The sequence below is a fragment of the Janthinobacterium sp. C22 genome (assembly GCF_057919405.1).
In genome coordinates this window covers 418,816-444,894 of the sequence record NZ_CP193659.1, presented here as the reverse complement: position 1 = coordinate 444,894, position 26,079 = coordinate 418,816, and the positions used below count along the sequence as shown (strand labels likewise).

The following is a 26,079-nucleotide window of genomic DNA, read 5'->3' as shown; positions in this document are numbered from 1 at the left end:
GTAGTTAGGGCTTGCCCGGGTTCTTCAAACGCTGCAGCAGCGCTTCCACGCCGTCGCTGACGGGCAAGCCGTGGCGGCGCAGCAGCTGCACGTGCAGCACCAGGTTTTCCAGCACCAGCTTGGCCGCCACGGCCAGCAGGGCCAGGTTGCGGTCTTCCGGGCTGAAGCTTTCCATGGCGTCGGCCATCTCGCACAGGTGGTTGGCGATCAGGCCGCGCAATTCCTGCTCGTTGAAGGGCAGGTCGGCAAAATCGATGGGGTCGGCCACTTCCACTTCCTGCATCAGCACCGCTAGTTCTTCCGGGGTAATCGTCATGCCTGGCCTCCTTGTGTGCTTGTCGCTATTTTAGCGGTATCGCCGTTGCATCGTCGGCGAATCGGACTAGAATGGGTGCAGGCCGATGACGTCGAAGGCAGCATGGCGCACTTGCATTTTACCCAACAACTGGCGCGTTTCCTGAACGTCCCCACGGTGGAGGTGGCGGCGCCACGCCTGCGTGCCGCCTTGGATAGCGTCTTTGCCCAGCAGCCGCGCCTGCGCGGCTACGTGCTCGACGAGCAGGGCGCGCTGCGTCCGAACGTCGTGGTCTTCATCGACGGCGTGCGTTGCCGCGAGCGGCGCGAACTGGACGACGCCTTGCGGCCCGACAGCCAGGTGTATATCTTGCAGGCACTTTCCGGAGGTTAATCATGGGACCAGGCATGGCGCAGCGCGCGTATCTCGGCACCCGCAAGGGGCTGTTCCAGTTCGATGTCGATGCGGCCGGCGCCTGGCAGCTGGCGCTGGTGCAATTCGCCGGCGACCCCGTCTCCATGCTGCTGCACGATGGCCGCGACGGCACCGTGTACGCGGCCCTGAACCTGGGCCATTTCGGCGCCAAGCTGCACCGCCTCGACAGGGGCAGTAGCGCGTGGCAGGAAGTCGCCGTGCCCGCCTATCCCGCCAAGCCCGAGGGCAGCAGCGATACGCTGGACTGGACCTTGCGGCAGATCTGGTCGCTGGCGGCCGGCGGCGCGGACCAGCCCGGCGTGCTGTGGGCAGGGACGCTACCTGGCGGCCTGTTTCGTTCCGGCGACCGCGGCGATAGCTGGCAGCTGGTGGAATCGTTGTGGAACGTGCCGCAGCGGGCGCAGTGGTTTGGCGGCGGCTACGACGTGCCTGGCATCCACAGCATCTGCGTCGACCCGCGCGACAGCAATAAAGTGCTGGTCGGCGTGTCCTGCGGCGGCGTGTGGCAAACGGCTGATGGCGGCGCCAGCTGGGCCTTGAGCGCAACGGGCATGCGCGCCGACTACATGCCGCCCGAACTCGATGAAAACGAAGCCGTGCAAGACCCGCACCGCATCGTGCGCAGCGCCGGCACGCAGGACGCGCTGTGGTGCCAGCACCATAACGGCATCTGGCGCTCGCTTGACGCCGGCTGGCACTGGCAGGAAGTGACGACGGCGCCGCTGTCGCATTTCGGCTTTGCCGTGGCCGTGCATCCGCGCGATGGCGACACGGCCTGGTTCGTGCCCGCGCAGGCGGACGTGCTGCGCATACCCATCGATGGCGCGCTGGCCGTGACGCGCACGCGCGACGGCGGCAAAACCTTTGAGGTGTTGCGCGCGGGCTTGCCGCAGCAGCATTGCTACGACCTCATCTACCGCCACGGGCTGGCGCTGGCCGACGACGGCCGCAGTTTGGTGATGGCATCGACCACGGGCGGCGCCTGGTATTCGGGCGACGAGGGCGAACATTGGCAGACGCTGTCTGCCCATTTGCCGCCCGTCTATGCCGTCTGTTTTGCCACGCCGTAGTAGCACAGGAAGATATCGACGGCCAGTGCCGTCACTTCGCGCTGGCGGGCTAGGCTCAGCAGCGGTTCACCGAGGGTGATCTGCGGCCAGAAGGCAAAGGTTTTTAAAGGCGACATCAAGAGGTGCGCCACTTCCAGCGTCTCGCCCGCCTTGATGCGTCCGTCCTGCTGCGCCGCGCGGATCCAGATATTCAGGCCCGTTTCCTTTTCATTCAGGCGCGCCACCATCGCTTGCGCGCGCTCGGGCGAGTGGATGGTTTCGCCAAAGATCACGCGCGCCAGGTCGATGAAGGCCGGGTCGCACAGCAAGGCCATTTTCTGCTCGACCAGGGCCAGCACTTGCGGGCGCAGGGGCTGGTCGGCCACATAGGGCACGGCGGGCTGGGCCATGCTGCTCTCCCACATGCGCTGCAGGATTTCCGCGAACAGTTCGTCCTTGCTGGGGAAATGGTTGTACACGGTGCGCTTGGACACGGCGGCCGTGGCGGCGATCTTGTCCATGCTGGTCGCATCGAAACCGTGCTCGCGGAACTCGGCGATGGCGGCATCGACGATGGCGACGCGCTTGCGGTCGGTGAGGCGTTGCGGTGCGGCCATGGCTGAAAATCTCCTTTGAAAACAATATTTTACACCTCCTGGTTTACTTTGCCAGAAATAGGAACTACACTGTGTAGTGTAATTTAATCCTTGTATTTTATTCACCGGGCTGCATATGTACCGCATCTTATTCTTGGGAGTCCTGATCATCATGAGTTCTTGCACCTTGCGCGCCGCGCCTGCCGCGCCGGTTGAATCCTTACAACGCCACGACGGCAAGTTCCGCAATCCCGCGCAAATGCACAAGCTGGGCACGGCAGCAACGCTCAAGCTGCTGTGGACATTTGTCTTTGACAAGCCCGACAGCACGGTGCCGGGCGCTGCCGTGCCCGTGCAAGCCTTGACCCGGGCGCAGCTGCTGGCCGCGCCCGACAACAGCCTGTTTCGCCTCGGCCACTCGACCCTGCTATTGAAACTGAACAATGAGTTTTTCCTGACGGACCCCGTGTTTTCCGAGCGCGCCTCGCCGGTGCAGTGGGCGGGACCGAAGCGTTTTCATCAGCCGCCCATCAGCATCGCCGACTTGCCGCCGATCAAGGCCATCATCCTGTCGCATGACCATTACGACCATCTCGACCATGCCGCCGTGCTGCAACTGGCCGCCAAGACCGAACATTTTGTGACGCCGCTGGGCGTGGGCGACACCCTGGTCGAATGGGGCGTGCCCAAGGACAAGGTGCAGCAGTTCGACTGGTGGCAGGGCACGACGATTGCCGGCGTGAAACTCGTCGCCACGCCGTCGCAGCACTTCTCGGGACGGGGCTTGTTTGATGGCAATCAAACCCTGTGGGCCTCGTGGGTCATCGACGCGCCCGAAGTGCGCGTGTTTTTCAGCGGCGACTCCGGTTATTTCGACGGTTTCAGGCAGATCGGCGACAAGTACGGCCCGTTCGACGTGACCATGATCGAGACGGGCGCCTACGACAAGCTGTGGCCCGACGTGCACATGCAGCCGGAAGAAACCCTGCAAGCGCACCTGGACTTGCGCGGCAAGTGGCTGATGCCCGTGCACAACGGCACCTTCGATCTGGGTTTACACGCCTGGCACGAACCGTTCGACCGCATCACGGGGCTGGCGGCGAAGCGGGGCGTGCACCTGGCCACGCCGCAGATGGGCGAGGCGGTCGACCTGACGCAGCCGAAGCAGGGAAATAAATGGTGGCTGGCGATGCTGGAAGAGGAAATGCTTCGGTAATTTACGCCGTCACGTCGATCAGGCGTCCCAGGGTCTGGCCATAGCCGTTCAGCTGGGGCGTGCTCTTCGGCGCGGCCGGGATGGCTTGCTGCGGCACGGCCACCTTGATCGCCTGGTCCAGCTGCGGCGCCTTGATGGCGGTGGGGGCATCGGCCTGCGCTTGCTGGCTGCTGCGTTGCGTCTGGTTCAAGGTTTCCTGTTCCCGCGCCAGCGACTGGCGGCTTTGCGCCAGCTGTTCGCTGTCGCGCCGTACCTGGTTCTGGCCTTGCTCGACCCGGCGCTGTGCCGTGGCCAGCGAGGCCTGCAGATTGTTGACGGACGTTAGCGATACCACATTGTTCACCTTTGAAAGTATGCCCAGGCGTGCGCGGCAGTGGACGAATGCAGCCGGGGGCGCGACATGACTGCTGGTAATCTTTACCTGAGTCAAGAGTAGGACAAATTCTCGCACAGTTCCAGTGAATTATGTTTTCTTGATAATTTTATCGTGCGCGCTTTGGCGTGCCGAAGCGGCATGCCGAACCTGGCCAGACATTTGCCAAAGTGAGTACCCGCTGTGGCTTTCAGTCCTTGTTTGTCTGGCATTCTCGATGCCACGCTGAACAGTTGCTAAAAGTGGTCGGCTATAAAACGTTGCTTTTTAAATAGTCAATATGTTGTTGTTTTTCTACCATGTATGCGCATGCTAATGCGCGGCCTGTTTGGCGCTCTGGGCTATAATGGACGGTCAGAGTTGGTTTCTTTTGCCATACAGACAGGTAGTTAACATGAATCTCAAGAGCCTCGCAATTGCCCTCGGCATGTCGAAAACGACAGTCAGCAGGGCGTTGAACGGCTATCCGGAAGTCAATTCCCGCACCCGTGAAATCGTCCTGGCCGCCGCCAAGAAAGTCGGCTACCGGCCCAACCCCTGGCGCGCAGCCTGGCCGTCGGCCGCACGAATGTGCTGGGCATGATCTATCCCCTGCTGCCCAGCGACCTGGGCGACAGCGTCTTCCTTTCTGTCGTGAATGGCATGTCGGACGCCGTCGAAGCGTCGAAGATGAGCCTGATCATCGCGCCCGTCTCGCCGCAGAACGAACAGCCCTCGTATGAAACCATGGTGCGCGGGCGCCAGGTCGATGGCCTGGTGGTGGGCCGCACCAAGGTGGTCGACGAGCGCATCGCCTACCTGACGAAGGTGGGCTTTCCGTTTGTGGCGAACGGCCGCACGCGCATCGACGCGCCGTACGCATATTTTGACTACGACAACGACACGGGCATCGACCTGGCCGTGTCTTTCCTGGCGGCGCATGGTCACCAGCGCATCGCCCTGCTGAGCGCGCCGCTGGACCTGCATTTTGCCTTTGAGCGCAAGGAAAGCTTTATCCGCTGCATGGCGCAGGCGGGCTTGCCGCTGGATCCCGCCTATCTGCTCGACAATAGTCTCGACCGCCGCAGCGGCTACCAGGCCATGCAGCAATTGCTGGCTTGCTCGCCCCGTCCGACGGCCGTCATCGTCGACAACCACCTGTCCGGCGTGGGCGTGGTGCGCGCGCTGATGGATGCGGGTATCGAAATCGGCAAGGAAATCTCCGTCATCGTCTGGGGCAATGTGGAAGACACCTTGATCGGCATCAACGTCACCACCATCGACCAGCCCGACCTGCGCCGCGCCGGCGCCAAGATGGTGGAGATGCTGCAATCCTTGCTGGCCGGCACGCCGCCGGAACGGCTGCAGGAAATCTGGCAACCGGTGCTGTTGCCGGGTGCCACCGTGGGGCGCTGCCCGGAATAAAAAAACGCAGAGCCGAGGCTCTGCGTTGTCTTTTACGCTGCGTGCTTGCTGCCATCCGCCAGCACGGCCAACAACCTCGCCTTGTCCTTGCGGTAAGTATCGACGGCCGCTTCCTTGACGTGGCCGAAGCCGCGGATTTTCTCGGGTAAGGATGCCAGTTCCACGCAGGTACCGAGGTTGTCCGCCGTCAGGTTGACCAGCAGTCCTGCCAGCAGTTCGCGGTATTCGACGATCAGGGCCCGTTCCATCTTGCGCTCGGCCGTATAACCGAAGACGTCGAAGGTGCCGCCGCGCAAGCCTTTTGCTTTGGCCAGCAGCTTGAAGGCGCGCCACATCCAGGAACCGAACTCCGCTTTCACCAGGTGCCCCTTCGCATCTTTCTTGGCGAACAGCGGTGGCGCCAGGTTGAATTTCACGGAGAAGTTGCCCTCGAACTGCTGCTGCAATTGCTCCACGAAACGGCCATCCGTGTACAGGCGCGCCACTTCGTATTCATCCTTGTAGGCCAGCAACTTGAAATAGCTCTTGGCGACGGCCGTCGACAGCTTCTGGCCCAGTCCCAGGGTATTTTCGCGGTCGCGTACCTGTTTGACCAGGGTCAAGTAGCCATCCGCATACGCGGCGTTTTGATACGCGGTGAGGAATTCCACGCGCTTTTTGATGACGCTATCGAGGCTTTGCGGCATTTGCACGATGATCGCCTGCGACGGCGTGGCGATCTGGGTCACCTTGCGCACGTCGACGGCGGCGCGGCGGCCCCACAAAAGCTCTTCTTGTTCGACTCGATGCCCACGCCATTGAGTTCGATGGCACGCAGCAGGGCCGCTTCCGTCAGCGGGATACGGCCCTTTTGCCAGGCGTAGCCGAGCATGAACAGGTTGGCGGCGATCGAGTCGCCCATCAGCGCGGTGGCCAGTTTCGTCGCGTCGATGAAGTCGGCCGCGTCCGCGCCGCCCACGGATTCCTCGATCAGCTGGCGCACTTCCGCCGTTGGATATTGCCAGTCCGCATTTTGCGCAAACGTGCCCGGCGGTTGCTCGTGCAGGTTGACGACGGCCAGGCTGCGGCCCGGGCGCATTTTCGACACGGCATCCTGTGCGCCGGCCGTCAGCATGTCGCAGCCCAGAATCAGGTCCGCTTCGCCCGTGGCGATGCGCTGCGCGCGGATGTGGGCGGGGGACTTGGCGATTTTCACGTGCGAGGTGACGGAACCGTTCTTTTGCGACATGCCCGTCATGTCCAGCACGGAAGCGCCCTTGCCTTCCAGGTGGGCGGCCATGCCCATCAGGGCGCCCACGGTGATCACGCCCGTGCCGCCGATACCGTTGATCAGGATGTTGTACGGTGTCTCGCAGGCGGGCAGGACCGGTTCCGGCAGGGGGCCGAAGTCGTCCGTCTCGCCCGGCTTGCCCGCGCCCGTCTTGGTCTTCTTCAGGCTGCCGCCTTCGACGGTGACGAAGCTGGGGCAGAAACCCTTGGCGCACGAATAATCCTTGTTGCATGACGATTGGTCGATGGTGCGCTTGCGGCCAAATTCCGTCTCTTTCGGCAAGATCGACACGCAGTTCGACTGCACGCCGCAGTCGCCGCAACCTTCGCAGACGGCGTCGTTGATGACCATGCGCTTCGGCAAATCGGGATACTCGCCTTTTTTCCTTCTCCGGCGTTTTTCGGCGGCGCAGGTCTGGTCGTAGATCAGCACGGACACGCCTGGCACTTCGCGCAATTCGCGCTGCACGGCATCCATGTCCTTGCGGTCGTGCAAGGTCAGGTGGGCGGGCAGGTTGCTGCGGTCGCTGTAGCGTGATAAATCTTCCGTGACCAGCGCGATGCGGGCGATGCCTTCGGCGGCCACCTGCTGCGCCATCATCGGCACGGTAATCAAGCCGTCCACGGGCTGGCCGCCCGTCATGGCGACGGCGTCGTTGTAGAGAATCTTGTAGGTAATATTCACCTTGGCCGCCTGTGCGGCGCGGATGGCCAGGTAGCCCGAATGAAAGTAGGTGCCGTCGCCCAGATTCTGGAACACGTGCGGCAGTTCGGAAAACGCGGCTTGGCCGATCCACGGCGCGCCTTCGCCGCCCATGTGCGTGGTCAGCTTGTTCATTTCCGGATAGATCGAGGTCGCCATCACGTGGCAGCCGATGCCGGCCAGGGCCAGGCTGCCGTCCGGCACCTTGGTCGACGTATTGTGCGGGCAGCCGGAGCAGTAGAACGCGGGGCGGAACGGCGTATTCACGGCCTTTTTCAGGACCGCGTCCTTGGCGTCGAGGAAACTCAATCTCGCCTTGATCAGGTCGCAGGTGACGGGGTCGGAAATCAGGCGCGCGATGCGGCTGGCGATGACACGCGCCACTTGCGAGACGGAAAAATCCGCCTTCGAGGTGAGCAGCCATTCGCCGCGCGGCGCCACCCATTCGCCTTTTTCATCGAACTTGCCGATCACGCGCGGACGCACGTCGTCGCGCCAGTTGTACAACTGCTCCTTGAGCTGGTATTCGACGATCTGACGTTTCTCTTCTACCACGAGAATTTCATCGAGACCTTGCGCGAATTCGCGTACGCTGTCCGGTTCCAGCGGCCATGGCATGGCCACCTTGAACAGGCGCATGCCCACGTCGGCCGCCATCTGCTCGTCGATGCCCAGCTCTTCCAGCGCTTCCAGCACGTCCAGATACGATTTGCCGGAGGCGATGATGCCCAGCTTGGCGTTCGGGCTGGCTATGGTGGTGTGGTTGAGTTTGTTTTCGCGCGCGTAGGCGAGGGCCGCATAGATCTTGTAATCCTGCATCAGCGCTTCCTGGTTGCGCGCCTGCTGGCCCAGCGGGATGCTCGACAGGCGCGCGTTCAGGCCGCCTTCGGGCATGACGAAATCCTGCGGAATCTTCACTTCCACGCGGAACGGGTCGGCATCGATGGAAGCCGACGATTCGACCGTGTCGGCCAGGGCCTTGAAGGCCACCGTGCAGCCGGAAAAGCGCGACATGGCCCAGCCGTGGATGCCCAGGTCCAGGTATTCCTGCACATTGCATGGATACAAGACTGGGATCATCGAGGCGGAGAACAAATGGTCGGACTGGTGCGGCAGGGTCGATGAGTATGCGCCATGGTCGTCGCCGGCCACCAGCAGCACGCCGCCCAGTTTGGATGTGCCCGCATGGTTCATGTGCTTGAAGACATCGCCGCAGCGGTCCACGCCCGGACCCTTGCCGTACCACATGGCGAACACGCCGTCGTATTTGGCCGGGCCGATCAAGTCCACCTGCTGCGAACCCCAGACGGCCGTGGCGGCCAAGTCTTCGTTGACGCCGGGCACGAACTGCACATGGTGCGCTTCCAGCTGCTTCTTGGCTTTCCACAGGTTTTCATCGAGGCCGCCCAGGGGCGAGCCCCGGTAGCCGGAAATGAAGCCGGCCGTGTTCAATCCGGCAGCCTGGTCGCGCAGGCGCTGCATCATGGGCAGGCGCACGAGGGCCTGGATGCCGGACAGGAAGATGGCGCCGGATGTGGCCGTGTATTTGTCGTCGAGGCTGACGGTGGTCAAGCGGGAAGGTTCAAGCGGTGTAGATGGCGCGGCACCGGCGTTTCTAGCGAACGCTGCGGAGCCGTTTTCCGTGGTCACGGACATGGCTGTCTCCAAAAGGGTGTTTCAGATAGCGGCTGTACAGGGGGCGCGCCCGGTAAGGCGCGCGCTGTGCAGACGGGACGGCCGCGTGTGGGCGGCACATAACTATTTTAAATTTAAAATAGTTAATGTGGTCAGTGTAGAACGAGTCAGGAGAGGGGGCAAATACGCTTTGGCGATGGGGGTATAAGAAATACTTATGTCATAGGCGAGAGCACGTGCGCCCCCACCCAGCGCCCGCTGCCGCACAGCTCGGCGGCCACTTGCAGCACCAGGTTTTTCACGGCGTTGCCCGCATTCGTCAGGGGAATGTTCTTCGACGCGCACAGGGCCACCGTGCGCGACAGCACGGGGCTGTGGATGGCGTAGCTGCGCATGGCGCCGCTGTCGAGTTCGGCCAGCAGGGGCGCGGCGGGCAGGATGGTGGCGCCCATGCCGGCCAGGATGGCCGATTTCAGGATGGCGATCGAGTTGATCTCGATCACGTTCGCCGTCTCCAGGCCCAGTTCGCGGGCGCGGCTGTCGATGCGGGGGCGCACGCCATGCTGCAGGCCCGGCAGGATCAGGGTGGCGCTCAATGCCTGCGGGAACGACAGCGCCTGGCCGGCGGGCGCGAACGGCGAATCGCTGCGGCAGATGAAACGCATCTCTTCCTCCACCAGGGGCAGCAGGCAAAGGGCGTGAGCTGGCCATCGTCGAACAGCACGGCCAGGTTGATGCGGCCCGATTTGAGCTGTTCATTGAGGTTGCCCGTGATTTCTTCCGTCAGCTGCAGGGTGATCTCGGGATAGCGTTCGCGCGCGGCCAGCAGCAGGGGCAGGGCCAGGGCGCCGGAGATGCTGTGCGGCAAGCCCAGGGTCACATTGCCGGACGGCCGCGTGGCGCTTTGCGTGACGGCCGAGCGGGCGTCGGCCACCTGTTTCAGGATCGCCTGCGCATGTTCGTAGAACACCTTGCCCGCGTCCGTGCTGAGCACGCCCTGGGCCGAGCGGTGCAGCAGCTGCACGCCCAGTTCCTCTTCCAGCTGGCGCAGCTGCTGCGTCAGGGCCGGCTGCGCCACGTGCAGGATCAGGGCCGCGCGCGACAGCGAACCGTGATCGACGATGGCAACAAAGTAGCGTAATTGGCGCAGTTCCATGGGTCCCAATAGCGGTGCGTTGAGGGTGCGTTGAGCGGAAAAACTGGGTGTTGCGCCGCAGCGCCGAACGCGGCCAGCAGAATAACAATTTTGTTATACTCATTCTAGCGCCTTCGGTGCTCCAGCCGCGTATTTGTGGGATGACCGCATGCTCAAGAAAGTTGATTCGTCTCAATTAAAAGTGGGCATGTACATTCATGACCTCAGCTGCGACTGGATGACGCATCCGTTCGTGCGCAACCGTTTCCTGTTGCGCAGCGACGATGAAATCCGCAAGATCATGCAGGCCGGCATCCACGACGTGGTGATCGACAGCGGCAAGGGCCTCGACGTGCAGGATGCGCCCACGGTGGCGCAGGCGCAGGCCGCCACCGAGCGCGAACTGGTGCAGATCGCCGCGGCGCCGCAAGTGGTCACGCGCGTGTCGCTGGGCATGGAGCTGGCGCGCGCCACCCAGGTGCGTCGGCAGGCCGCGAGCCTGGTGCGCACGGTGATGGCCGACGTGCGCCTGGGCAAGGCGGTCGAGCTCGACCGCGTGCAGCATACGGTGCAAGATATTACCGAATCGATCCTGCGCAATCCCGGCGCCCTCGTCGGCTTGTTGCGAATCAAGACCAAGGATGACTACACCTTCCTGCATTCCGTCAGCGTGTGCGCGCTGCTGGTGGCGTTTTGCCGCTCGCGCGGCATCGATGCGGCCACCACGCACCAGGCGGGCCTGGGCGGCTTGCTGCACGACACGGGCAAGGCCCTGGTGCCCGACAGCGTGCTGAACAAGCCCGGCCCCCTCACGCCCGAGGAATTTGCCCTGATCAAGCGCCATCCGCGCGATGGCTACGAGATCCTGCTGCAGTCGCCCGAGGTGGGCGCCATTCCGCTCGACATCGCCTTGCACCACCACGAGCGGCGCGACGGCAGCGGCTATCCGGACCAGCTGGCCGGCGACGCCATCAGCGAGCTGGCGCAGATGGCCGCCATCGTCGACGTGTACGACGCGCTGACGTCGGACCGCAGCTATCACAAGGGTATTCCCGCCGCCGAAGCCCTGCGCAAGATTTATGAATGGAGCAAATTCCATTTCAACCCCGTGTTCGCGCAGGATTTCATGCGCTGCGTGGGCATCTACCCGGTCGGCACCATGGTGATGCTGGAATCGGGCCGCCTGGCCGTCGTCGTCGAGGCGCACGAAAGCAATCTGCTGGCGCCGAAAGTGAATGTGTTTTTCAGTACGAAGAGCAAGACCTACATCAAGCCCGAGACGGTCGACCTGTCGCGCGGCTTCGGCTTTGGCGGCGCCGACAAGATCGTCGGCCATGAGTCGGCGGCCAAGTGGCAGGTCGATCCCATGCGTTTTATCTCGCTGGCGGATGCCTAGAAGAATTCCGCCGTATCGTTCGAGGCGATGGTCGTTAATAAACCTTTCGCTACCAGCTCGTCGTAATGGCAAGCCAGGTTGCGGCCATGGCTTTTCGCGTAATACAAGGCCTGGTCGGCGCGGCCGAGGATGATGACGGGCGCCTCGTAGGCGTTGATGCTGACGAAGCCCACGCTGACGGTGACTTTGCCCACTTGCGGGAAGTCGTGCGCTTCGACATTGGTGCGGAAGCGGTCGATGATTTTCTGCGCATTTTCCAGGGTGATCGAGCGCAGCAGCACGACGAATTCCTCGCCGCCGAAGCGGAAGATGCGGTCTTGCGAGCGGAACGACGATTGCAGCTGGTTGGCGATCAGGATCAGCACTTCATCGCCATACAGGTGGCCGAACTTGTCGTTGACCAATTTAAAATGATCGACGTCGATCACGGCCAGCCATTGCCGTTCCGTGTCCGTATGGTGGCGCCGTTCTTCATCGACGGGGCGCGGCTTGTCCGCTTCCGGTTCGCCGCGGCTATGCAGGATTTTCGCCAGCTGGTCGTCGAAGGTCTTGCGGTTCAACAGGCCGGTGAGCGAATCGCGCTCGCTGTAGTCGAGCAGGTTCTGGAAATTGCGGTACACGCTGACGATGCCGCCGATCACCTGGATCGTGGCGCCCGTGTACGGCGTGGGGTTGGTGATTTCCAGGCAGGTCGTGACCTGGTCGCCGATCCAGATGGGCAGCCACAGCAGGTGGCGGCCGTCGGCGCACAGGGTGTCGGCGCTCGCTTCATGGCGCTTGATGCAGGCGGCCAGCGCCGGGTAGTCCGACAGCGGTTCGCCGGGCAGGGTAGGGTCGGTATGCTCTTCCATGCGGGCCACGCTGCCCGCCACGATGATGGCCCGCGACCGCACGAACACCTGGCCACGCACGGTGGTCAGGGCCAGCACACGGGTCTGCGACGCGGCAGCGAGTTCCTGGACCGCCGAGATCACGGAAATGTCGAGCATCGTGTGGTCGCGGTGCCCGGTCATGTCCACCATGTGTTTCAGTAGGGAATCCATTGTCGTTCTCTGGAAAGTAGTCACACAAGTGTCGTCATACCAGCATTGCATCAAGCAAGAGCATGTTCGCGTCCGTCTACAAGAAGCCAAGATTTATTTGGTGGCATGACGCTCTTTACCGCCGGGCGAGAGGCCTTTCCAAAGAAGAGCTAAGCAGGATAATGTCTTTTTGCCTAATAGGCAATTAACGTATGCAATATTTCATGTAAATACATGATATTCATGCAGCACATTGTAAAAAACTTGCCTTGACGAAGGCTTTCAATCCGGATCGCAACAGTTGCTTGCGCCAGCCGTCATTTCAACAGGGTTTGATAATTTCCATATGGAAACTTGTGGCGCGTCAATTTGCCAAAACGTGGACGCTTTATAGTCAATGCAATGGCGCAGAAATTTACGGCAGGAAACATATTAGCAGGAATGGGCAATGTTTCACACCCGATTGCGCCAGGGACTTGTGATTCACTTTTGGGAGCTTGTCATGCATACCTTCCTGTCGGCAGTACAGCAGTTTGTCAAGGATGAGGATGGCATTACGGCAATCGAATACGGCCTGATCGCGGCCTTGATGGCCACCGCCATCACGGCCGGATTCTTGCTGATCAAGACTAACTTGCTGGCCGTCCTCACCGACATTTCGTCGAACCTGGTGTTGACGCCCTAAGCGGGTGCCCGCTGCTGGCCGGCCGGCAGCGGGTTTTTCTTCGGGAGGTATGCCATGCCTGCAACTGCCTTGTGCGACCTGCTGTTGCTGTGCTTTGTGACGGCCGCTGCCGTCAGTGATTTGATCCGTCGCAAGATTCCCAATGGTGTGGTGTTGTCCGGCATCCTCGCCGCGCTGGCCTTGCACCTGTGGCTGTGGCCGCAAAGCGTGCTGCCGTTGTGGCTGGGCGGCATGGCGACGGGCTTTTTCCTGTTTTTACCCTTATACGTGCTGCGCGGCATGGCCGCCGGCGACGTCAAGCTGATCGCCATGGCGGGGGCTTTTGCCGGTCCCTGGCCCGTGCTGCAGATCTGTTTCGCCACCTTTGTCCTGGGCGGCCTGATGGCCGTGCTGATGATCACGTACCAGGGCAAGTGGCGCGCCTGCCTCGGCAATCTGCGCCAGCTGCTGTGGCCGATGATCGCGCGCATGGCCGGCATTCCCCTGGCGCCGACCGCATTGGGCAGCCATGCCAGCGTGGGCAACATGCCGTACGGACTGGCCATTGCCCTGGGCTGCCTGGTGGTGCAAGGGCGGCATTATTTCTGATTGGTATTCATTGCTATTGATCAATGGGCGCCAGTCCCCGCTCGCTAGAATGAATTCTGTTCAATGCAGTCTTAACTGGCATGGAGACGCAGCATGACCGAGGTCGATTATTCCATGAGTACCGACAGTGCGCCGCGTCCCGCCGACGCGAACCTGATGCCGCCCTTGCCGCCGCAGCCGAAGAGCTTGCGTGAAACGGGACTGGAGCGGCCGCTGGTCGTCGAACTGATCGCCAAGCTGATGTTTGTGGGCGGCAAGACGCACCTGTCCGCGCTGACGACGCGCTTGCGCCTGTCGATCAATGTCTTGCGCGAGGTGCTCGATTTCATGGTGACGGAGCAGATGGCCGAAGTGGCCTGGCGCGGCGAATCCGACATCGACGTGCAGTACCAGCTGACGGGCGCCGGCAAGCAGCGCGCCAGCGCTTTTCTGGAGCGCTGCGCGTATATCGGCGCCGCCCCCGTCACCCTGGAAGCGTATCGCGCCATGGTGGCGCGCCAGTCGTGGCTGGCGCAGGAACAGCGCGTGGGCAGCGACGACCTGGCCGCCGTGCTCGGCGGCGCCCATGCGGGGCCGGGCATGCTCGACGTGGTCGGCGCGGCCCTGCATTCGGGGCGCTCGCTGCTGCTGTACGGTCCGCCCGGCAGCGGCAAGTCGACCTTGGCGCTGCAACTGGGGCAATTGCTGCACGGGCTGGTCGCCGTGCCCTACGCCATCGTCGTCGGCCAGGACATCATCCAGTTGTACGATCCGGCGCAGCACCTGCCGCCCGCGCCGCAGCACGTCAGCCATGCGCGCCAGGCGCTGGAACGGCGCAGCACGGATATCCGCTGGGTGCTATGCCAGCGTCCCGTGATCCACGTGGGCGCCGAGCTCGACGCCGGCATGCTGGAGCTGCGGCTTGACGCCAGCGGCGGCTGCTACCAGGCGCCGCCCCATGTGCGGGCCAACAACGGCATGCTGATCATCGACGACCTGGGCCGCCAGCGCTTGGGCGCGCAAGAATTGCTGACGCGGCTGATGCAGCCGCTGGCACGGGGCAGCGACCAGCTGGGCCTGCCCGGCGGCGTGCAGATCAGCGTGCCCTTCGACAACGCCCTCGTGCTGGCCACGAATGTGCCGCCGGGCGAGCTGTTTGACGCCGCCTTGCTGCGCCGCATCGGCTACAAGGTGCAGGTGGGGCCGCTGGCCGAGAACGCCTATCGCGCCCTGTTCCGCCAGCAATGCCGCCTGGCCGGCATGGCCATCGACGAGCCGGCCCTGAACCACCTGCTGCAGCTGCATGGCGCGCAGGGACGGCCCCTGCTGGCCAGCTATCCGCAGGAATTGCTGGCGCGCATAGGCGACTTCGCGGGCTTTGCCGGCTGCGAAGCGCGCCTGACGGTGGGCGCCCTGGAACAGGCCTGGAGCAGCCTGTTTGCCAGCTGTGACATGCCGGCCGCCAGCCTGTGCGAGCGTATCGCATGAAAAACCGGCGCGCCCTCCTGATGATGGGTCTGGCCGTGGTGCTGGGTCTGCTGGCCGTGCTGCTGGCCTCGCACTGGCTGCTGCGCCAGACGCCGGCCGGCAAGGGCAAGATCGTCGTCGCCGCCAGCGATGTCAACCTGGGCCAGCGCCTGACGCCCGAGATGCTGCGCCTGGCCGAATGGCCGGCGGAAAGCCTGCCGCAAGGCGCGCTGCAAGACCCGGCGAAACTGGCGGGACGGGTGCTGAAAACGAGCGTGCTGCGCGGCGAGCCGCTGAGCGAAGCCAAGCTGGCGCCCGCCGGGACGTTGGGCGGCCTGTCGGCCCTGATCACGGAAGGGCGGCGCGCCATCACCGTGCGCGTCAACGACGTGATCGGCGTGGCCGGCTTCGCCTTGCCGGGCAATTATGTCGACATCATCGTGAGTACCCAGCAGGATGCGGGCGACCGCGCGTTTCCGCAAAGCCGCAATATTTCCAAGATCGTTCTCGAACGCATCCTCGTGCTGGCCGTGGCGCAGGAAGTGGGGCGCGACGAGACCAAGCCGCGCGTGGTCAATGCCGTGACCCTGGAAGTGACGCCGGAACAGGCGGAAAACCTGGACCTGGCGCGCAGCGTGGGCAGCCTGTCGCTGGTGCTGCGCAACCAGGTCGACCCTCAGCCGGGCGTGACGGCGGGCGCCACCAAGCTGACCTTGCTGGGCGGACCGCACGAAGCCGAACCCGTGCCTGCCGCCGCCGCACCCGCCGCCGTGCCCGTGGCGCCGCGTCCGGTGCGCGTGGTGAAGGCGGCAGTGGAAGCGCCGCGCCAGTGCAGCGGCGTCATCGACGGAACGCGCCAGTCGCGCGAATGTTTTTAGCCAACCATGGACACGCTCATGAACCGCGCCCTGCTGACTCTGTGCTGCCTGCTGTTGCCGCTTGCCGGCGCGGCGGCCGATCCTGGCCCCGCTGCGGCGGCGAAGCGGCTACCCCCGGCCACCTGCAGCTGCAAGTGGGCAAGTCGAGCATGCTGCGCCTGCCCGAGGCCGTGCTGGCCCGCAGCGTCGGCAATCCGGCCATGCTGCAAGCCATGCTGGTGGCGCCCGACACCTTGTATGTGGTGGGCGTCGACGTGGGCAGCACGAATATGATCATCCAGGGCAGAAGCGGCGCGTGCAGCGTGGTCAACGTCAGCGTCAGCATGGACCCGGCCGGCCTGCAAACGACCCTGGCGGCCCTGATGCCGGAAGAAAAAGCCATCCGCGTGACAGCCGTGGCCGACACCCTGGTGCTGTCGGGCACGGTGCAGGATGCGGGCGCCGTGCTGCGCGCCGTCGAGCTGGCGCATGCGTATGTGCGCCGTGCTACGCACCCGCTGGCGCTGCCCAAGCCCGCCGACGGCGCCGCCTTGCCGGTGGCGGCCACGGCGCCGGCCGGCGGCGCGGCCAGCGCCAACAGCCGCGTCATCAATATGCTCGACGTCAGCGCGCCGCAGCAAGTGATGCTGGCCGTGCAAATTGCCGAAGTGTCGAAGTCGCTGCTGGAGCGGCTGGAAGTGGGCGCCACCTTGCGCTTCGCGTCCGGCAGCTGGGCCACCACCCTGCTGTCGAATTTCTTGAGCGGCACGGCGAATGGCTTGCTCGACGTGCGCAAGTCGAACGGCCAGCAGCTGACCATCGAGGCGCAGAAACAGGATGGCCTGGTGCGCATCCTGGCCGAGCCGACGGTGATGGCGATCAGCGGGCAGGAGGGCAGTTTTCTGGCGGGCGGCAAGATCTTCATTCCCGTCGGCCAGGACAACAACAAGATCACGCTGGAAGAGCGCGAATACGGCGTCGGCCTGCGCTTCACGCCCACCGTGCTGTCGGGCGGGCGCATCAACCTGAAGGTGGCGCCGGAAGTGTCGGAACTGTCGCGCGAGGGCGTGGGCATTTCCGCCGCCGGCGTCAGCGGACGCTCGATTCTGCCCGTCATCACCACGCGCCGCGCCGCGACCACGGTGCAGCTGTACGACGGCCAGAGCTACGCCATCGGCGGCTTGATCAAGAATAACCAGGTGAGCAATATCACAGGCGTGCCGTGGCTCAGCGAGCTGCCGGTTCTCGGCGCGCTGTTTCGCAGCACGGATTTCCAGCACGACCGCACGGAATTGCTGTTCGTCATTACCGCGCACCTGGTGAAGCCCTTGCCGGCCGACGCCGTGCTGCCGACGGCGCAGCTGGCGCCGCCCTCGCGCGCGGACTTGATGTTGCGCGGCAAGATGGAAGGCGCCTTGCCGCCGGCGCCGCCGTCCGTGCCGCCACCGCGCGTGGCCAACGGCTTCGAGTTGAAATGAGACGGGGAGACACGCCATGCCGAACTCGCTCCTGATACCGCTGCGGCGCCTGGCCGCGCTGCTGCTGGCCATGCAGCTGGCCGCCTGCGCGCACAGCAGCACGCCGCAGCTTGACCCGCGCTTCGGCGACGCCGTGCGCCTGGCCATGGCGCGGCAGGTGCGCGATCCGGCCAGCGCGGGCAATCGCACGCCGGCGGACGGGCTCGACGGCCCCAGCGCGCACGCCGTCATGCAGCGCTACCGCGCCTCGTTCGCCGAACCGAACGGCCAGGCGCCGCAGCCCGTGCAATTCATGCTGGGAGGCGGCAATGGCAAGTAGACGCCGGCGCCAGCGCGGGGCGATGCTGATCGCCTTTTCCATCCTGCTCATCGTGGTGCTGGGCTTTATCGGCCTGGCGCTCGACGTGGGGCAAGTCATCGGCCGCAAGACGGAATTGCAGAACCTGGCCGACAACGCGGCGCTGGCGGCGGCCGCGGAACTGGTGGGCACGCCCGAAGGCCTGCTCGCTGCCGTGGACAAAGCCAAGCACAGTGCGGCCGACAAGAGCGCGTACCGGCGCCGCATGGAGGGCGCCATCCTGTCGGACGCCAGCATCCGCTTCGCCAGCGCGCCCGATGCGCCCGCCAGCGAGTGGCATGCGGCGGGCGCCGTGCCCGACGCCGCCACGGCGCTGTTCGTGCGTGTCGATACGCAGGCCAATGCACCGTCGCTGGGGCGGGTGGCGACGGCGTTCCTCGGTGCCTGGTCGCCCGCGCTGCGCACCCTGGACACGGGCGCGCGCGCCGTGGCGGGGCGGACCAGCTTGTACCTGACGCCGCTGGCCGTCTGTGCGCTGTCGGCCAGCGCGGCCAGTCCGCGCACGAACGCGGCACTGCTGCCGGCCGTCGAGTTGCTGGAATATGGCTTTCGCCGCGGCGTGGCGTATAACCTGTTGAAACTCAATCCGCACGGCCCGGCGGCCGAACACTTCGTGCTCAATCCGGTGGGCCAGCCGGGCGTGGTGGGACCGTCGCAGCAGGTCGGCGAGTCCAGCGTGTTGCCGTTTGTATGCAGCGGCACGGTGCTGTACCCGCGCATCGGCAGCGCCCAGGTGCACGTGCACCGGCCGTTTCCCGCCACGTTGTGGCCGGCCTTCAACGCGCGCTTCAACCAGCATGCGGGCAGCGGCTGCCATGCCCTCACGGCGCCGCCCGACACGAATATCCGCGCCTATCCGAACACGGCCGCGAACTGGTGGATGACGAACACGCCAGACGCGCCCAGCGCCCTGAGCACCGGGAATCCGCTGCTGTCCGTGGCCGATCCGGACTCGAACGCGACGCCGCCCGCGGTCGGCAGTTATGGACCGCTGTGGTCGTTTGCCAAGGCGGTCAGGTACAGCAGCGTCAAGCCGGCCGGCGGCTACGTGCCGTTCGCCACCAGCGACTGGCCCAAGCTGTATCCGGCTAGCCCGGCCGCGCCGGCCGCCAAGTCCGGCTATCCGTCCACGCCGCCTTACCAGACGCTGGCTTATCAGACGGCGCCGACCGGCAACACGGGCGTGGCGCAGCGGCGCCTGCTGCATATTCCCCTGCTGGCCTGTCCGCTGCCGGCCGGCAGCGACGTGCTGGCGCAGGTGCGGGGCATCGGCCGCTTCTTCATGACGGCGCCGGCCAGCAATGGCATGCTGAGCGCCGAATTTGACGGCCTGGTGGCCGAGGGCACGCTGGTGGGCCCTGCGGAGTTGCTGCAATGAGGCCGGCCTGCCGCGCGCCGCGCCGCCAGGACGGCGTCGCCGCCATCGAGCTGGCGCTGATCATGCTGTTCTTTATGGGTTTGTTGCCCTTCGTGCTGCTGTTCGGCCGCGCGCTGCTGGCGTACACGGCCCTGCAAAAAGCGCGCACGATGCGGCGCGCTACCTGGCGACCCTGCCGCTGCCGCAGATGGCCAATGCCGATGCGGCGGAGCAGGGCGCCGTGTTTGCCCGGCAGATGGTGCGCCAGGCGATGCTGGAATCGTGGCCAGGCATGAGCACCGGCAAAGTCAATGTGGATTGCATCTATAACGATGACTTTTATAGCTGCGGCAACTACCCGATGGCACCGCTGCAGGTGCGCATCAAGGTGGCCGTGGACATGCCCGTCGATATCCTGCCCGAGCTGACGCGCAAGTGGCTGCCGCAGCTGGCGCCGATCCCGCTGCGCGCCAACGCGACATTGCGCTATGTTAATTAACCTGCGCCCCCAGCGGCAGCGCCAGGGCGGCGTCTTCGCTGTCGAGTTCGCCATGCTGGCGCTGCTGTTCTTTCTGTTCCTGTTTGCCCTGCTGGAAGTGGCGCGCGCCGTATATTTATGGAATATGGTGCATGAAATCACCCGGCGCGCCGCGCGCGGCGCCGCCGTCGCCGATTTCAGCAATGCGAGTGCGCTGCAGGCCCTGCGCACGCACGCCGTGCTGCGCGCCGCGCCGGGCGTGCTGCCGCTTGGCGGCGGCATCAGCGACGCGTATGTGCGTATCGATTATCTGTCGCAGGCCGGCGGCGCCGTGCTGGCGGCCGTGCCGGTGACGGTGATGCCCGGTTGTCCGCAGCGCAACCGCATCAATTGCCTGGACGACCCGAACGGCGCCAGCTGCATCCGTTTCGTGCGCGCGCGCCTGTGCGTGCCCGGTGACGGCGCGCGCTGCGAGAGCGTGCCGTACCGGCCCATCCTGCCGCTGCTGGGCGCGATGTTTCCCTCCGGCGCAAACGCCGTGCGCCTGCCCAGCGGCGCCACCATGGCGGTGGCCGAGTCGCTGGGTTATCCGGACAATCCCGGTTTTTGTCCCTGAGCGCCACCTGGCGGCGCAGCCGACTGTGTAGACCTGAAAGAAGCGAGGAAGTGCGATGAAAGCCTTGATGATTAGCCGCGACGCCAGCCTGCACGATGAGATTGCCGCGCAGGGGGCCGCCCGCATGCCCGTGCTGCGTTTGCTGGAACGGCGCACCGGCTTGCGCGACGCCGTCGAGCGCATGCTGCCGGAAGCGCCGGAACTGGTGATCGTCGACGCCAGCGGCATCGATGCCGACGAGGCCGACCTGCTCGAGCGCCTGGCGCGCCAGTATCCGCTGGCCGTGCTGATGCTGCTGACGCGGGGCCAGCAGCAGGATGTGCTCATCCGCGCCATGCGCGCCGGCATGCGCGAAGTGCTGCAGCTGCCGCTGGTGCACAAGGCCTTTCACGAGGCGATGGACCGGGTCGATATCCAGGCCGGCGTGACGCAGATGCGCGACGGTAAGGTACTCGCCTTCATCTCGTGCAAGGGCGGCAGCGGCGCCACTTTTCTCTCGACGAATTTTTCCTACGCGCTGGCCAGCCTGGCCGGCTGCAAGGTGCTGCTGATCGACCTGCACGGCCAGTTCGGCGACGCCACTTTATATGTCTCGGACCAGAAGCCGGCCATGACCCTGTCCGACATCTGCGCGCAGATCGCGCGCATGGACGGCGCCTTCCTCGCCTCGTGCCTGGTGCACGTGACGCCGAACTTCGGCGTGCTGGCGGCGGCCGACGACCCGGCGCACAAGGTCGACATGCAGCCCGAGCACATGGACCGCATCCTGGCCGTGGCGCGCCAGCATTACGACTACATCGTGCTCGACGTGGGACGCCAGATCGATGCGCTGTCGCTGCGCGCGCTCGACAACGCCGACACCATCTATCCGGTGCTGCAGCTGGCCTTGCCCGACATCCGCGACGGACGCCGCCTGCTCGATATTTTCCGCTCGCTCGGCTATCCGGGCGAGCGCCTGCGCCTGATCGTCAACCGCTATGAAAAGGGCGGGCGCCTGCGCCTGGCGGACCTGGAGCAGGCGCTGGGCGCGGAAGTGGTGCACACGGTGCCCAACGATTACTTTGCCGCCACCGATTCCGTCAACCAGGGTATCCCGCTGCTGCAGCTGTCGCGCACCAGCGCCGTGGCGCGCAGCCTGGCCGAACTGGTGGAACTGGTGACGGCGCGCCGCGTGACGGAAAGCCGCGGCCTGTTCGACCGCCTGTTCAGTCGCAGCGAGGCTTAGGACAGGGACAAATGTCAAGGCTCCCGCCGGGGGCCATCATGGGAGCCGAGATGACTTTACGCGAACGCCTGGCGGCAAATGAGACGGTGCGCCCCGCCACGCATGGACAAGGCGCGCTGGCGCTGCACGCCTACCAGGAACTGAAGAAAACCATGCACCAGACGATACTCGACCGTATCGACCTGGAACGGCTGAAGCGCCTGACGGCGGAGCAGTTCAAGCACGAGCTGGCGCTGCTGGTGCAGCGCGTGATCGAGGAAGAGCGCATCGTGCTGAACCAGCACGAGCGGCATAGCCTGGTGCTCGACATCCAGCACGAGATGCTGGGCTTTGGCCCGCTCGAACCGTTGCTGGCCGACGCCAGCGTGTCCGATATCCTCGTCAACACCTGCGACAAGGTGTATGTGGAGCGGGGCGGGCGGCTGCAGCTGACGGACGTGACCTTCCACGACAATGCGCACCTGATGAAGATCATCGAAAAGATCGTCTCGCGCGTGGGGCGCAGGGTCGATGAATCGAGCCCGATGGTCGACGCGCGCCTGCCCGACGGTTCGCGCGTCAACGCCATCATCCCGCCGCTGGCCGTCGACGGCCCGATTTTATCGATCCGGCGCTTTGCCGTGCAGCCTTTGACGATCGCCAACCTGCTCGACTACAAAAGCCTGACGCCGCCCATGGTGCAGGTGCTGCAGGCGCTGGGGCAGGCCAAGGTCAACATCCTGATCTCGGGCGGCACGGGCAGCGGCAAGACGACCCTGCTCAACGTGCTGTCCGGCTTCATTCCCGGCAGCGAGCGCATCGTCACCATCGAGGATGCGGCCGAACTGGCGCTGCGCCAGCCGCACGTGGTGCGCCTGGAAACGCGCCCGCCGAATATCGAGGGCAAGGGGGAAGTGTCGCAGCGGGCGCTGGTGCGCAATGCGCTGCGCATGCGGCCCGACCGCATCATCCTGGGCGAGGTGCGCGGCGCCGAGGCGCTCGACATGCTGCAGGCGATGAACACGGGCCATGAGGGATCGCTGGCGACCATCCACTCGAACACGGCGCGCGACGCGCTGGCGCGGCTGGAAAACATGGTCGGCATGGCCAATGTGAACCTGACGCCGCGTGCCACGCGCCAGCAGATCTGTTCGGCCGTGACGGTGGTGATGCAAGTGTCGCGCCTGACGGACGGCGGGCGCAAGCTGGTCAGCCTGCAGGAGGTGACGGGCATGGAAGGCGACATCATCGCCATGCATGAAATCTTCCGCTTCGAGCAGACGGGCGTCGATGCCGACGGCAAGGTGCAGGGCCATTTCTGCGCCACGGGCGTGCGTCCCCGCTTTACGGAGCGCCTGCGCATGTTCGGCGCGCCGGTGCCGGACAGCGTCTTCGATCCCGACCGCATCTACGAATAGAGGGGGCGCATCATGGACCTGGTCTTCTACGGCTTTGCCGTGCTGCTGTTCGCCGCCTGCATCCTGATGGTGGAAGGCGCCTGGCTGTGGTGGTCGGGCACGCACGGCAGCGCGGCGCGGCGCATCAACCGGCGCTTGCGGCTGATGGCGGCGCGCGGCGAGGGCGGCGGCGAGCGGGTCTCCATCCTCAAGCAGCGCCGCTATGCGCGTTCGCCTGGCCTGGAGCGCCTGCTGCGGCGCCTGCCGCAGGCGGCGCGGCTGGACCGGCTGCTGCTGCAATCGGGCTTGTCCTGGTCGGTGGCGCAGTTCCTGGGCGGCAGCGGCGCCCTGCTGCTGGCGGCCTTGCTGCTGTTGGCTGCCTGGTCCATGCCCTTGCCCGGCGCCTTGCTGCTGCTGTCCGTCGCCGTGAGCGCACCGTGCCTGCTGGTGCTGCGCGCGCGCGCGGCCCGCCTGAAAAAGATCGAGGCGCAACTGCCGGAGGCGGCCGATTTCCTGGCCCGCGCGCTGCGCGCCGGGCATTCGTTTTCGAATGTGCTGCAGATGGTGGGCGATGAGCTCAATGAGCCGATCAGCGGCGAATTCAAGATGGCGCACGAAGAGATCAATTACGGCGTGCCGATGAACGAGGCGCTGCAAAACCTGGCCGCGCGCATTCCGCTGACGGACTTGCGCTACCTCGTCATTGCCGTGCTGGTGCAGCGCGAATCGGGCGGCAATCTGGCCGAGGTGCTGGTCAGCATCGCGCGCATCATCCGCGCCCGGCTAAAACTGCTGGGCCAGGTGCGCGTGCTGTCGGCCGAGGGGCGCATGTCGGCCTGGGTGCTGGGGCTGATGCCGGTGGTGATGATCGGCGTCATGGCGCTGGTCAACCCGCAATACATCCGCCTGCTGTGGACCGATCCCAGCGGCATCAAGCTGCTGTGGTACGCGGCTGGCATGGTGGCGCTGGGCGTGGTGTGGATGCGCAATGTGATACGTATCAGGATATAAAACCGGAGGTGGCATGAGCGGTGCACAACTGCTGTTCTTGTTGATCGTCTTCGCCGTGGTGGTGGCGCTGGCCCTGCTGGCGTGGCTGATCTTCTTTCCCGGCGCCTTGCGTCAGCGCCTGTTCGGCGCCATGGCGCCGGCCGCCAGCGAGGCGGTGGCCGATACTGGCTGGGTGGAGCGCGTGGTGCGCGTGGCGCAGCCGTTCAGCAAGCTGTCGCTGCCGGAAGAGGGCTGGGAGCGCTCGCCGCTGCGCACGCGCTTCATGAACGCGGGCTGGCGCCAGGCCAGTGCGCCGGCCCTGTACTTTGCCGCGAAAACCGTGCTGGCCCTGCTGTTTCCCACCGTGCTGGGTTTGTATGCGGCCAGCGCCATGGCGGCGCAGCTGCGCAGCGTGCTGTTGCTGCTGCTGTGCGTCAGCGCCACTGTCGGCTATTACCTGCCCAACCTGGTGCTGGCCAGCACGGCCAAGCGGCGCCAGCGCGACATCTTTGAAAACATCCCCGACGCGCTCGACTTGCTGACCGTATGCGTGGAAGCGGGCCTGAGCCTGGAGCGCGCGCTGGTGAAGGTGTCGGGCGAAATCCACATCAAGAGCGTGGTGCTGGCGCAGGAATTGCAACTGGTGCTGATGGAAATGCGCGCCGGCTTTTCCAAGGAAAAGGCGCTGCGCAACCTGGCCCTGCGCAGCGGCGTGGAAGACGTCGACACCCTCGTCGCCATGCTGATCCAGTCGGAACGCTTCGGCACCAGCATGGGCGACTCGCTGCGCGTGCATTCGGAAAACCTGCGCGGCAAGCGCAGCCTGCTGGCCGAGGAGGCGGCGGCGAAGATCGCCCTGAAACTGCTGTTCCCGCTGATCTTTTGCGTCTTTCCCACCCTGATGCTGGTGCTCATGGGGCCGGCCGTGATCGAAGTCTATCGCGTGCTCGTGCCGGCCATGGCCAGCCGCTGAAAGGAGTCACCATGCGCTTGACGATTTCCCGCCTGGCCGCCGCCTGCGCCTGCCTGGGCCTGGCCGCCTGCACCACGCAACTGGCCCATGCACCGGTGCCGCAGTGGCCCGACGCCGATGCCGCCTATGCGGCAGGGCGCCAGCATTTCGAGCGGGGCGACCTGCCTGCGGCGCAAGCGGCCTACGAGCAAGCCCTGCGCCATGCGCCGCGTCATGTGGACGCGCGCAATGGCCTGGCCGTGCTGCACGCGCAGCGCGGCGAGCACGCTGCCGCCATTGCCCAGTGGCAGGCGTTGACGCAGGAGGCGGGCATGGCGCGGCCGCGGCAGGCCTATCTGTTCAGCAATCTCGGTCATGCCTATTATTTAAGCGGACGCGATGCGCAAGCGTTGACTGCGCTGGAACAGGCATGCCTGCTCGATCCGCTCAATGCGCTGGCCTGGCAGCACCTGGCGCAGGTACTGGAGCGGCTGGGACAGCACGAGCGCGCGGCCGTCATGCGGCGCCAGGCGGCCAGCTTGCGGGAACACGATGTGCGGCGCGACATGGCCGTCTTGCGCGGCGAGGCGGCGCCGCAGTCCGCGCCCGCGCCCGCGCCGGTACCGGATGCGCCCGCGATGGCGCGCGTGGAGATCACGCAGAGCGATGGCATGGCCCAGCTGCGGCGCGTGCCGGCGGCGGTGCGCAGCCTGCCCGCTAGCGCGTTGCTGCCCGCCGCGCCTGTGCCTGTGGCTGGCGCGCCGCATCCGCGCCTGGAAATTGTGAACGGCAACGGCGTGCCCGGCCTGGCCGCCGCGCTGGCGCGCAGCTTGGCCGGCACGCCCGTGCAGGTGGTGCGCCTGGCCAATGCAGGCAGCTTCCAGGTGGCGCGCACGCGCGTCGAATACCGGCCCGCGCAGGAACAGGCGGCGCGCCAGCTGGCCCGTCAGCTGGGAACGCAGGTGCAGACCCAGGTGCCGATCCAGGCCGCCGACTGCCCTGCCAGCGAGCTGCGCCTGGTACTGGGACACGACCTGAGCGACCCCGCCATGCTGCACCGCTATTATCTGCAGCAATTGCAGCTGGCCCGCCAGGCGCTGGCACGGCTCGGTTAACACGCATCGGCTGGCATAAAAACACGCGGC

At 65.2% G+C, this 26,079-nt stretch carries 22 protein-coding genes and 3 pseudogenes; 19 read left to right on the top strand and 6 right to left on the bottom strand.

All coding sequences use genetic code 11. The features are described 5' to 3' along the window. Positions 1-4: 4 nt before the first annotated feature. Entirely contained in the window at positions 5-316 is a 312-nt protein-coding gene (locus ACRHIG_RS01990) for a hypothetical protein (RefSeq protein WP_070219056.1), read from the bottom strand. A gap of 102 nt (positions 317-418) precedes the next feature. Here ACRHIG_RS01990 and ACRHIG_RS01985 point away from each other — a divergent pair, with 102 nt between their 5' ends. Both ACRHIG_RS01985 and ACRHIG_RS01980 read left to right on the top strand, forming a co-directional pair. Further along, a complete protein-coding gene (locus tag ACRHIG_RS01985) occupies positions 419-688 on the top strand; it encodes a MoaD/ThiS family protein (RefSeq protein WP_489630727.1) in 270 nt (89 codons plus the stop codon). Positions 689-702: 14 nt separating this feature from the next. Continuing rightward, positions 703-1,800: a WD40/YVTN/BNR-like repeat-containing protein gene (locus tag ACRHIG_RS01980; protein WP_489630726.1), complete on the top strand. Its 1,098-nt coding sequence runs from the start codon at positions 703-705 to the stop codon at positions 1,798-1,800. Here ACRHIG_RS01980 and ACRHIG_RS01975 read toward each other — a convergent pair. Then, complete coding sequence (locus ACRHIG_RS01975; protein WP_489629214.1) at positions 1,773-2,396, bottom strand: TetR/AcrR family transcriptional regulator; 624 nt, start codon at positions 2,394-2,396, stop codon at positions 1,773-1,775. The genes ACRHIG_RS01980 and ACRHIG_RS01975 overlap by 28 nt on opposite strands. Before the next feature lie 151 nt (positions 2,397-2,547). Between ACRHIG_RS01975 and ACRHIG_RS01970 the strand changes: the two genes are divergently transcribed. Further along, on the top strand, positions 2,548-3,591 hold the full coding sequence (locus tag ACRHIG_RS01970; RefSeq protein ID WP_489629213.1) for an MBL fold metallo-hydrolase: 1,044 nt from the start codon (positions 2,548-2,550) through the stop codon (positions 3,589-3,591). A 1-nt stretch (position 3,592) separates the two neighbouring features. Here the strand turns inward: ACRHIG_RS01970 and ACRHIG_RS01965 are convergent, their stop codons facing one another. After that, positions 3,593-3,925, bottom strand: a complete 333-nt coding sequence (locus tag ACRHIG_RS01965) for a hypothetical protein (protein ID WP_489629212.1) — start codon at positions 3,923-3,925, stop codon at positions 3,593-3,595. 433 nt (positions 3,926-4,358) lie between these two features. On the opposite strand from ACRHIG_RS01965, the pseudogene ACRHIG_RS01960 reads away from it, so the two are divergent. Beyond that, positions 4,359-5,368, top strand: a pseudogene (locus tag ACRHIG_RS01960) (substrate-binding domain-containing protein). Positions 5,369-5,400: 32 nt separating this feature from the next. Here ACRHIG_RS01960 and ACRHIG_RS01955 read toward each other — a convergent pair. Both ACRHIG_RS01955 and ACRHIG_RS01950 read right to left on the bottom strand, forming a co-directional pair. Next, a pseudogene (locus ACRHIG_RS01955) lies at positions 5,401-8,996 on the bottom strand (indolepyruvate ferredoxin oxidoreductase family protein). Between the two features lie 194 nt (positions 8,997-9,190). Continuing rightward, positions 9,191-10,131, bottom strand: a pseudogene (locus tag ACRHIG_RS01950) (LysR substrate-binding domain-containing protein). A gap of 148 nt (positions 10,132-10,279) precedes the next feature. On the opposite strand from ACRHIG_RS01950, the gene ACRHIG_RS01945 reads away from it, so the two are divergent. Next, positions 10,280-11,506, top strand: a complete 1,227-nt coding sequence (locus ACRHIG_RS01945; protein WP_489629211.1) for an HD-GYP domain-containing protein — start codon at positions 10,280-10,282, stop codon at positions 11,504-11,506. On the opposite strand, the gene ACRHIG_RS01940 is transcribed toward ACRHIG_RS01945, so the two are convergent. Further along, positions 11,503-12,549 (bottom strand): GGDEF domain-containing protein, encoded by a 1,047-nt coding sequence (locus ACRHIG_RS01940; RefSeq protein ID WP_070219064.1) that lies wholly within the window; start codon positions 12,547-12,549, stop codon positions 11,503-11,505. The two genes, ACRHIG_RS01945 and ACRHIG_RS01940, sit on opposite strands and share 4 nt — an antisense overlap. A gap of 481 nt (positions 12,550-13,030) precedes the next feature. Between ACRHIG_RS01940 and ACRHIG_RS01935 the strand changes: the two genes are divergently transcribed. The 14 genes from ACRHIG_RS01935 (at position 13,031) to ACRHIG_RS01870 (ending at position 26,049) form a co-directional block, all read left to right on the top strand. Further along, positions 13,031-13,213 (top strand): Flp family type IVb pilin, encoded by a 183-nt coding sequence (locus tag ACRHIG_RS01935; RefSeq protein WP_034752975.1) that lies wholly within the window; start codon positions 13,031-13,033, stop codon positions 13,211-13,213. Between the two features lie 54 nt (positions 13,214-13,267). Next, complete coding sequence (locus tag ACRHIG_RS01930; RefSeq protein WP_475417048.1) at positions 13,268-13,801, top strand: A24 family peptidase; 534 nt, start codon at positions 13,268-13,270, stop codon at positions 13,799-13,801. 93 nt (positions 13,802-13,894) lie between these two features. Continuing rightward, a complete protein-coding gene (locus tag ACRHIG_RS01925; RefSeq protein ID WP_475417047.1) occupies positions 13,895-15,268 on the top strand; it encodes an ATP-binding protein in 1,374 nt (457 codons plus the stop codon). After that, positions 15,265-16,125: a Flp pilus assembly protein CpaB gene (gene cpaB / locus ACRHIG_RS01920; protein ID WP_489629210.1), complete on the top strand. Its 861-nt coding sequence runs from the start codon at positions 15,265-15,267 to the stop codon at positions 16,123-16,125. Before ACRHIG_RS01925 ends, cpaB begins: the two co-directional genes overlap by 4 nt. 41 nt (positions 16,126-16,166) lie before the next feature. Then, the gene (locus tag ACRHIG_RS01915; RefSeq protein ID WP_489629209.1) at positions 16,167-17,582 is read left to right on the top strand and encodes a type II and III secretion system protein family protein; all 1,416 of its coding nucleotides are present in this window, start codon (positions 16,167-16,169) and stop codon (positions 17,580-17,582) included. A gap of 16 nt (positions 17,583-17,598) precedes the next feature. Next, positions 17,599-17,901: a hypothetical protein gene (locus ACRHIG_RS01910; protein ID WP_475417044.1), complete on the top strand. Its 303-nt coding sequence runs from the start codon at positions 17,599-17,601 to the stop codon at positions 17,899-17,901. Beyond that, positions 17,891-19,318 carry a pilus assembly protein TadG-related protein gene (locus ACRHIG_RS01905; protein WP_489629208.1) on the top strand — a complete coding sequence of 476 codons (1,428 nt, stop codon included), beginning with the start codon at positions 17,891-17,893 and terminating at the stop codon, positions 19,316-19,318. The genes ACRHIG_RS01910 and ACRHIG_RS01905 overlap by 11 nt, the downstream gene beginning before the upstream one ends. A gap of 187 nt (positions 19,319-19,505) precedes the next feature. Then, on the top strand, positions 19,506-19,796 hold the full coding sequence (locus ACRHIG_RS01900; RefSeq protein ID WP_489629207.1) for a hypothetical protein: 291 nt from the start codon (positions 19,506-19,508) through the stop codon (positions 19,794-19,796). Then, entirely contained in the window at positions 19,786-20,391 is a 606-nt protein-coding gene (locus tag ACRHIG_RS01895; RefSeq protein WP_475417041.1) for a TadE/TadG family type IV pilus assembly protein, read from the top strand. Before ACRHIG_RS01900 ends, ACRHIG_RS01895 begins: the two co-directional genes overlap by 11 nt. 55 nt (positions 20,392-20,446) lie before the next feature. After that, the gene (locus tag ACRHIG_RS01890; protein WP_475417040.1) at positions 20,447-21,616 is read left to right on the top strand and encodes a CpaE/TadZ family protein; all 1,170 of its coding nucleotides are present in this window, start codon (positions 20,447-20,449) and stop codon (positions 21,614-21,616) included. A gap of 50 nt (positions 21,617-21,666) precedes the next feature. Further along, complete coding sequence (locus tag ACRHIG_RS01885) at positions 21,667-23,013, top strand: TadA family conjugal transfer-associated ATPase (RefSeq protein ID WP_489629206.1); 1,347 nt, start codon at positions 21,667-21,669, stop codon at positions 23,011-23,013. 12 nt (positions 23,014-23,025) lie between these two features. Continuing rightward, a complete protein-coding gene (locus ACRHIG_RS01880) occupies positions 23,026-24,003 on the top strand; it encodes a type II secretion system F family protein (protein ID WP_475417038.1) in 978 nt (325 codons plus the stop codon). A gap of 13 nt (positions 24,004-24,016) precedes the next feature. Beyond that, positions 24,017-24,955: a type II secretion system F family protein gene (locus ACRHIG_RS01875; protein WP_489629205.1), complete on the top strand. Its 939-nt coding sequence runs from the start codon at positions 24,017-24,019 to the stop codon at positions 24,953-24,955. 11 nt (positions 24,956-24,966) lie between these two features. Next, the gene (locus ACRHIG_RS01870; protein WP_475417036.1) at positions 24,967-26,049 is read left to right on the top strand and encodes a LytR C-terminal domain-containing protein; all 1,083 of its coding nucleotides are present in this window, start codon (positions 24,967-24,969) and stop codon (positions 26,047-26,049) included. Positions 26,050-26,079: the final 30 nt, after the last annotated feature.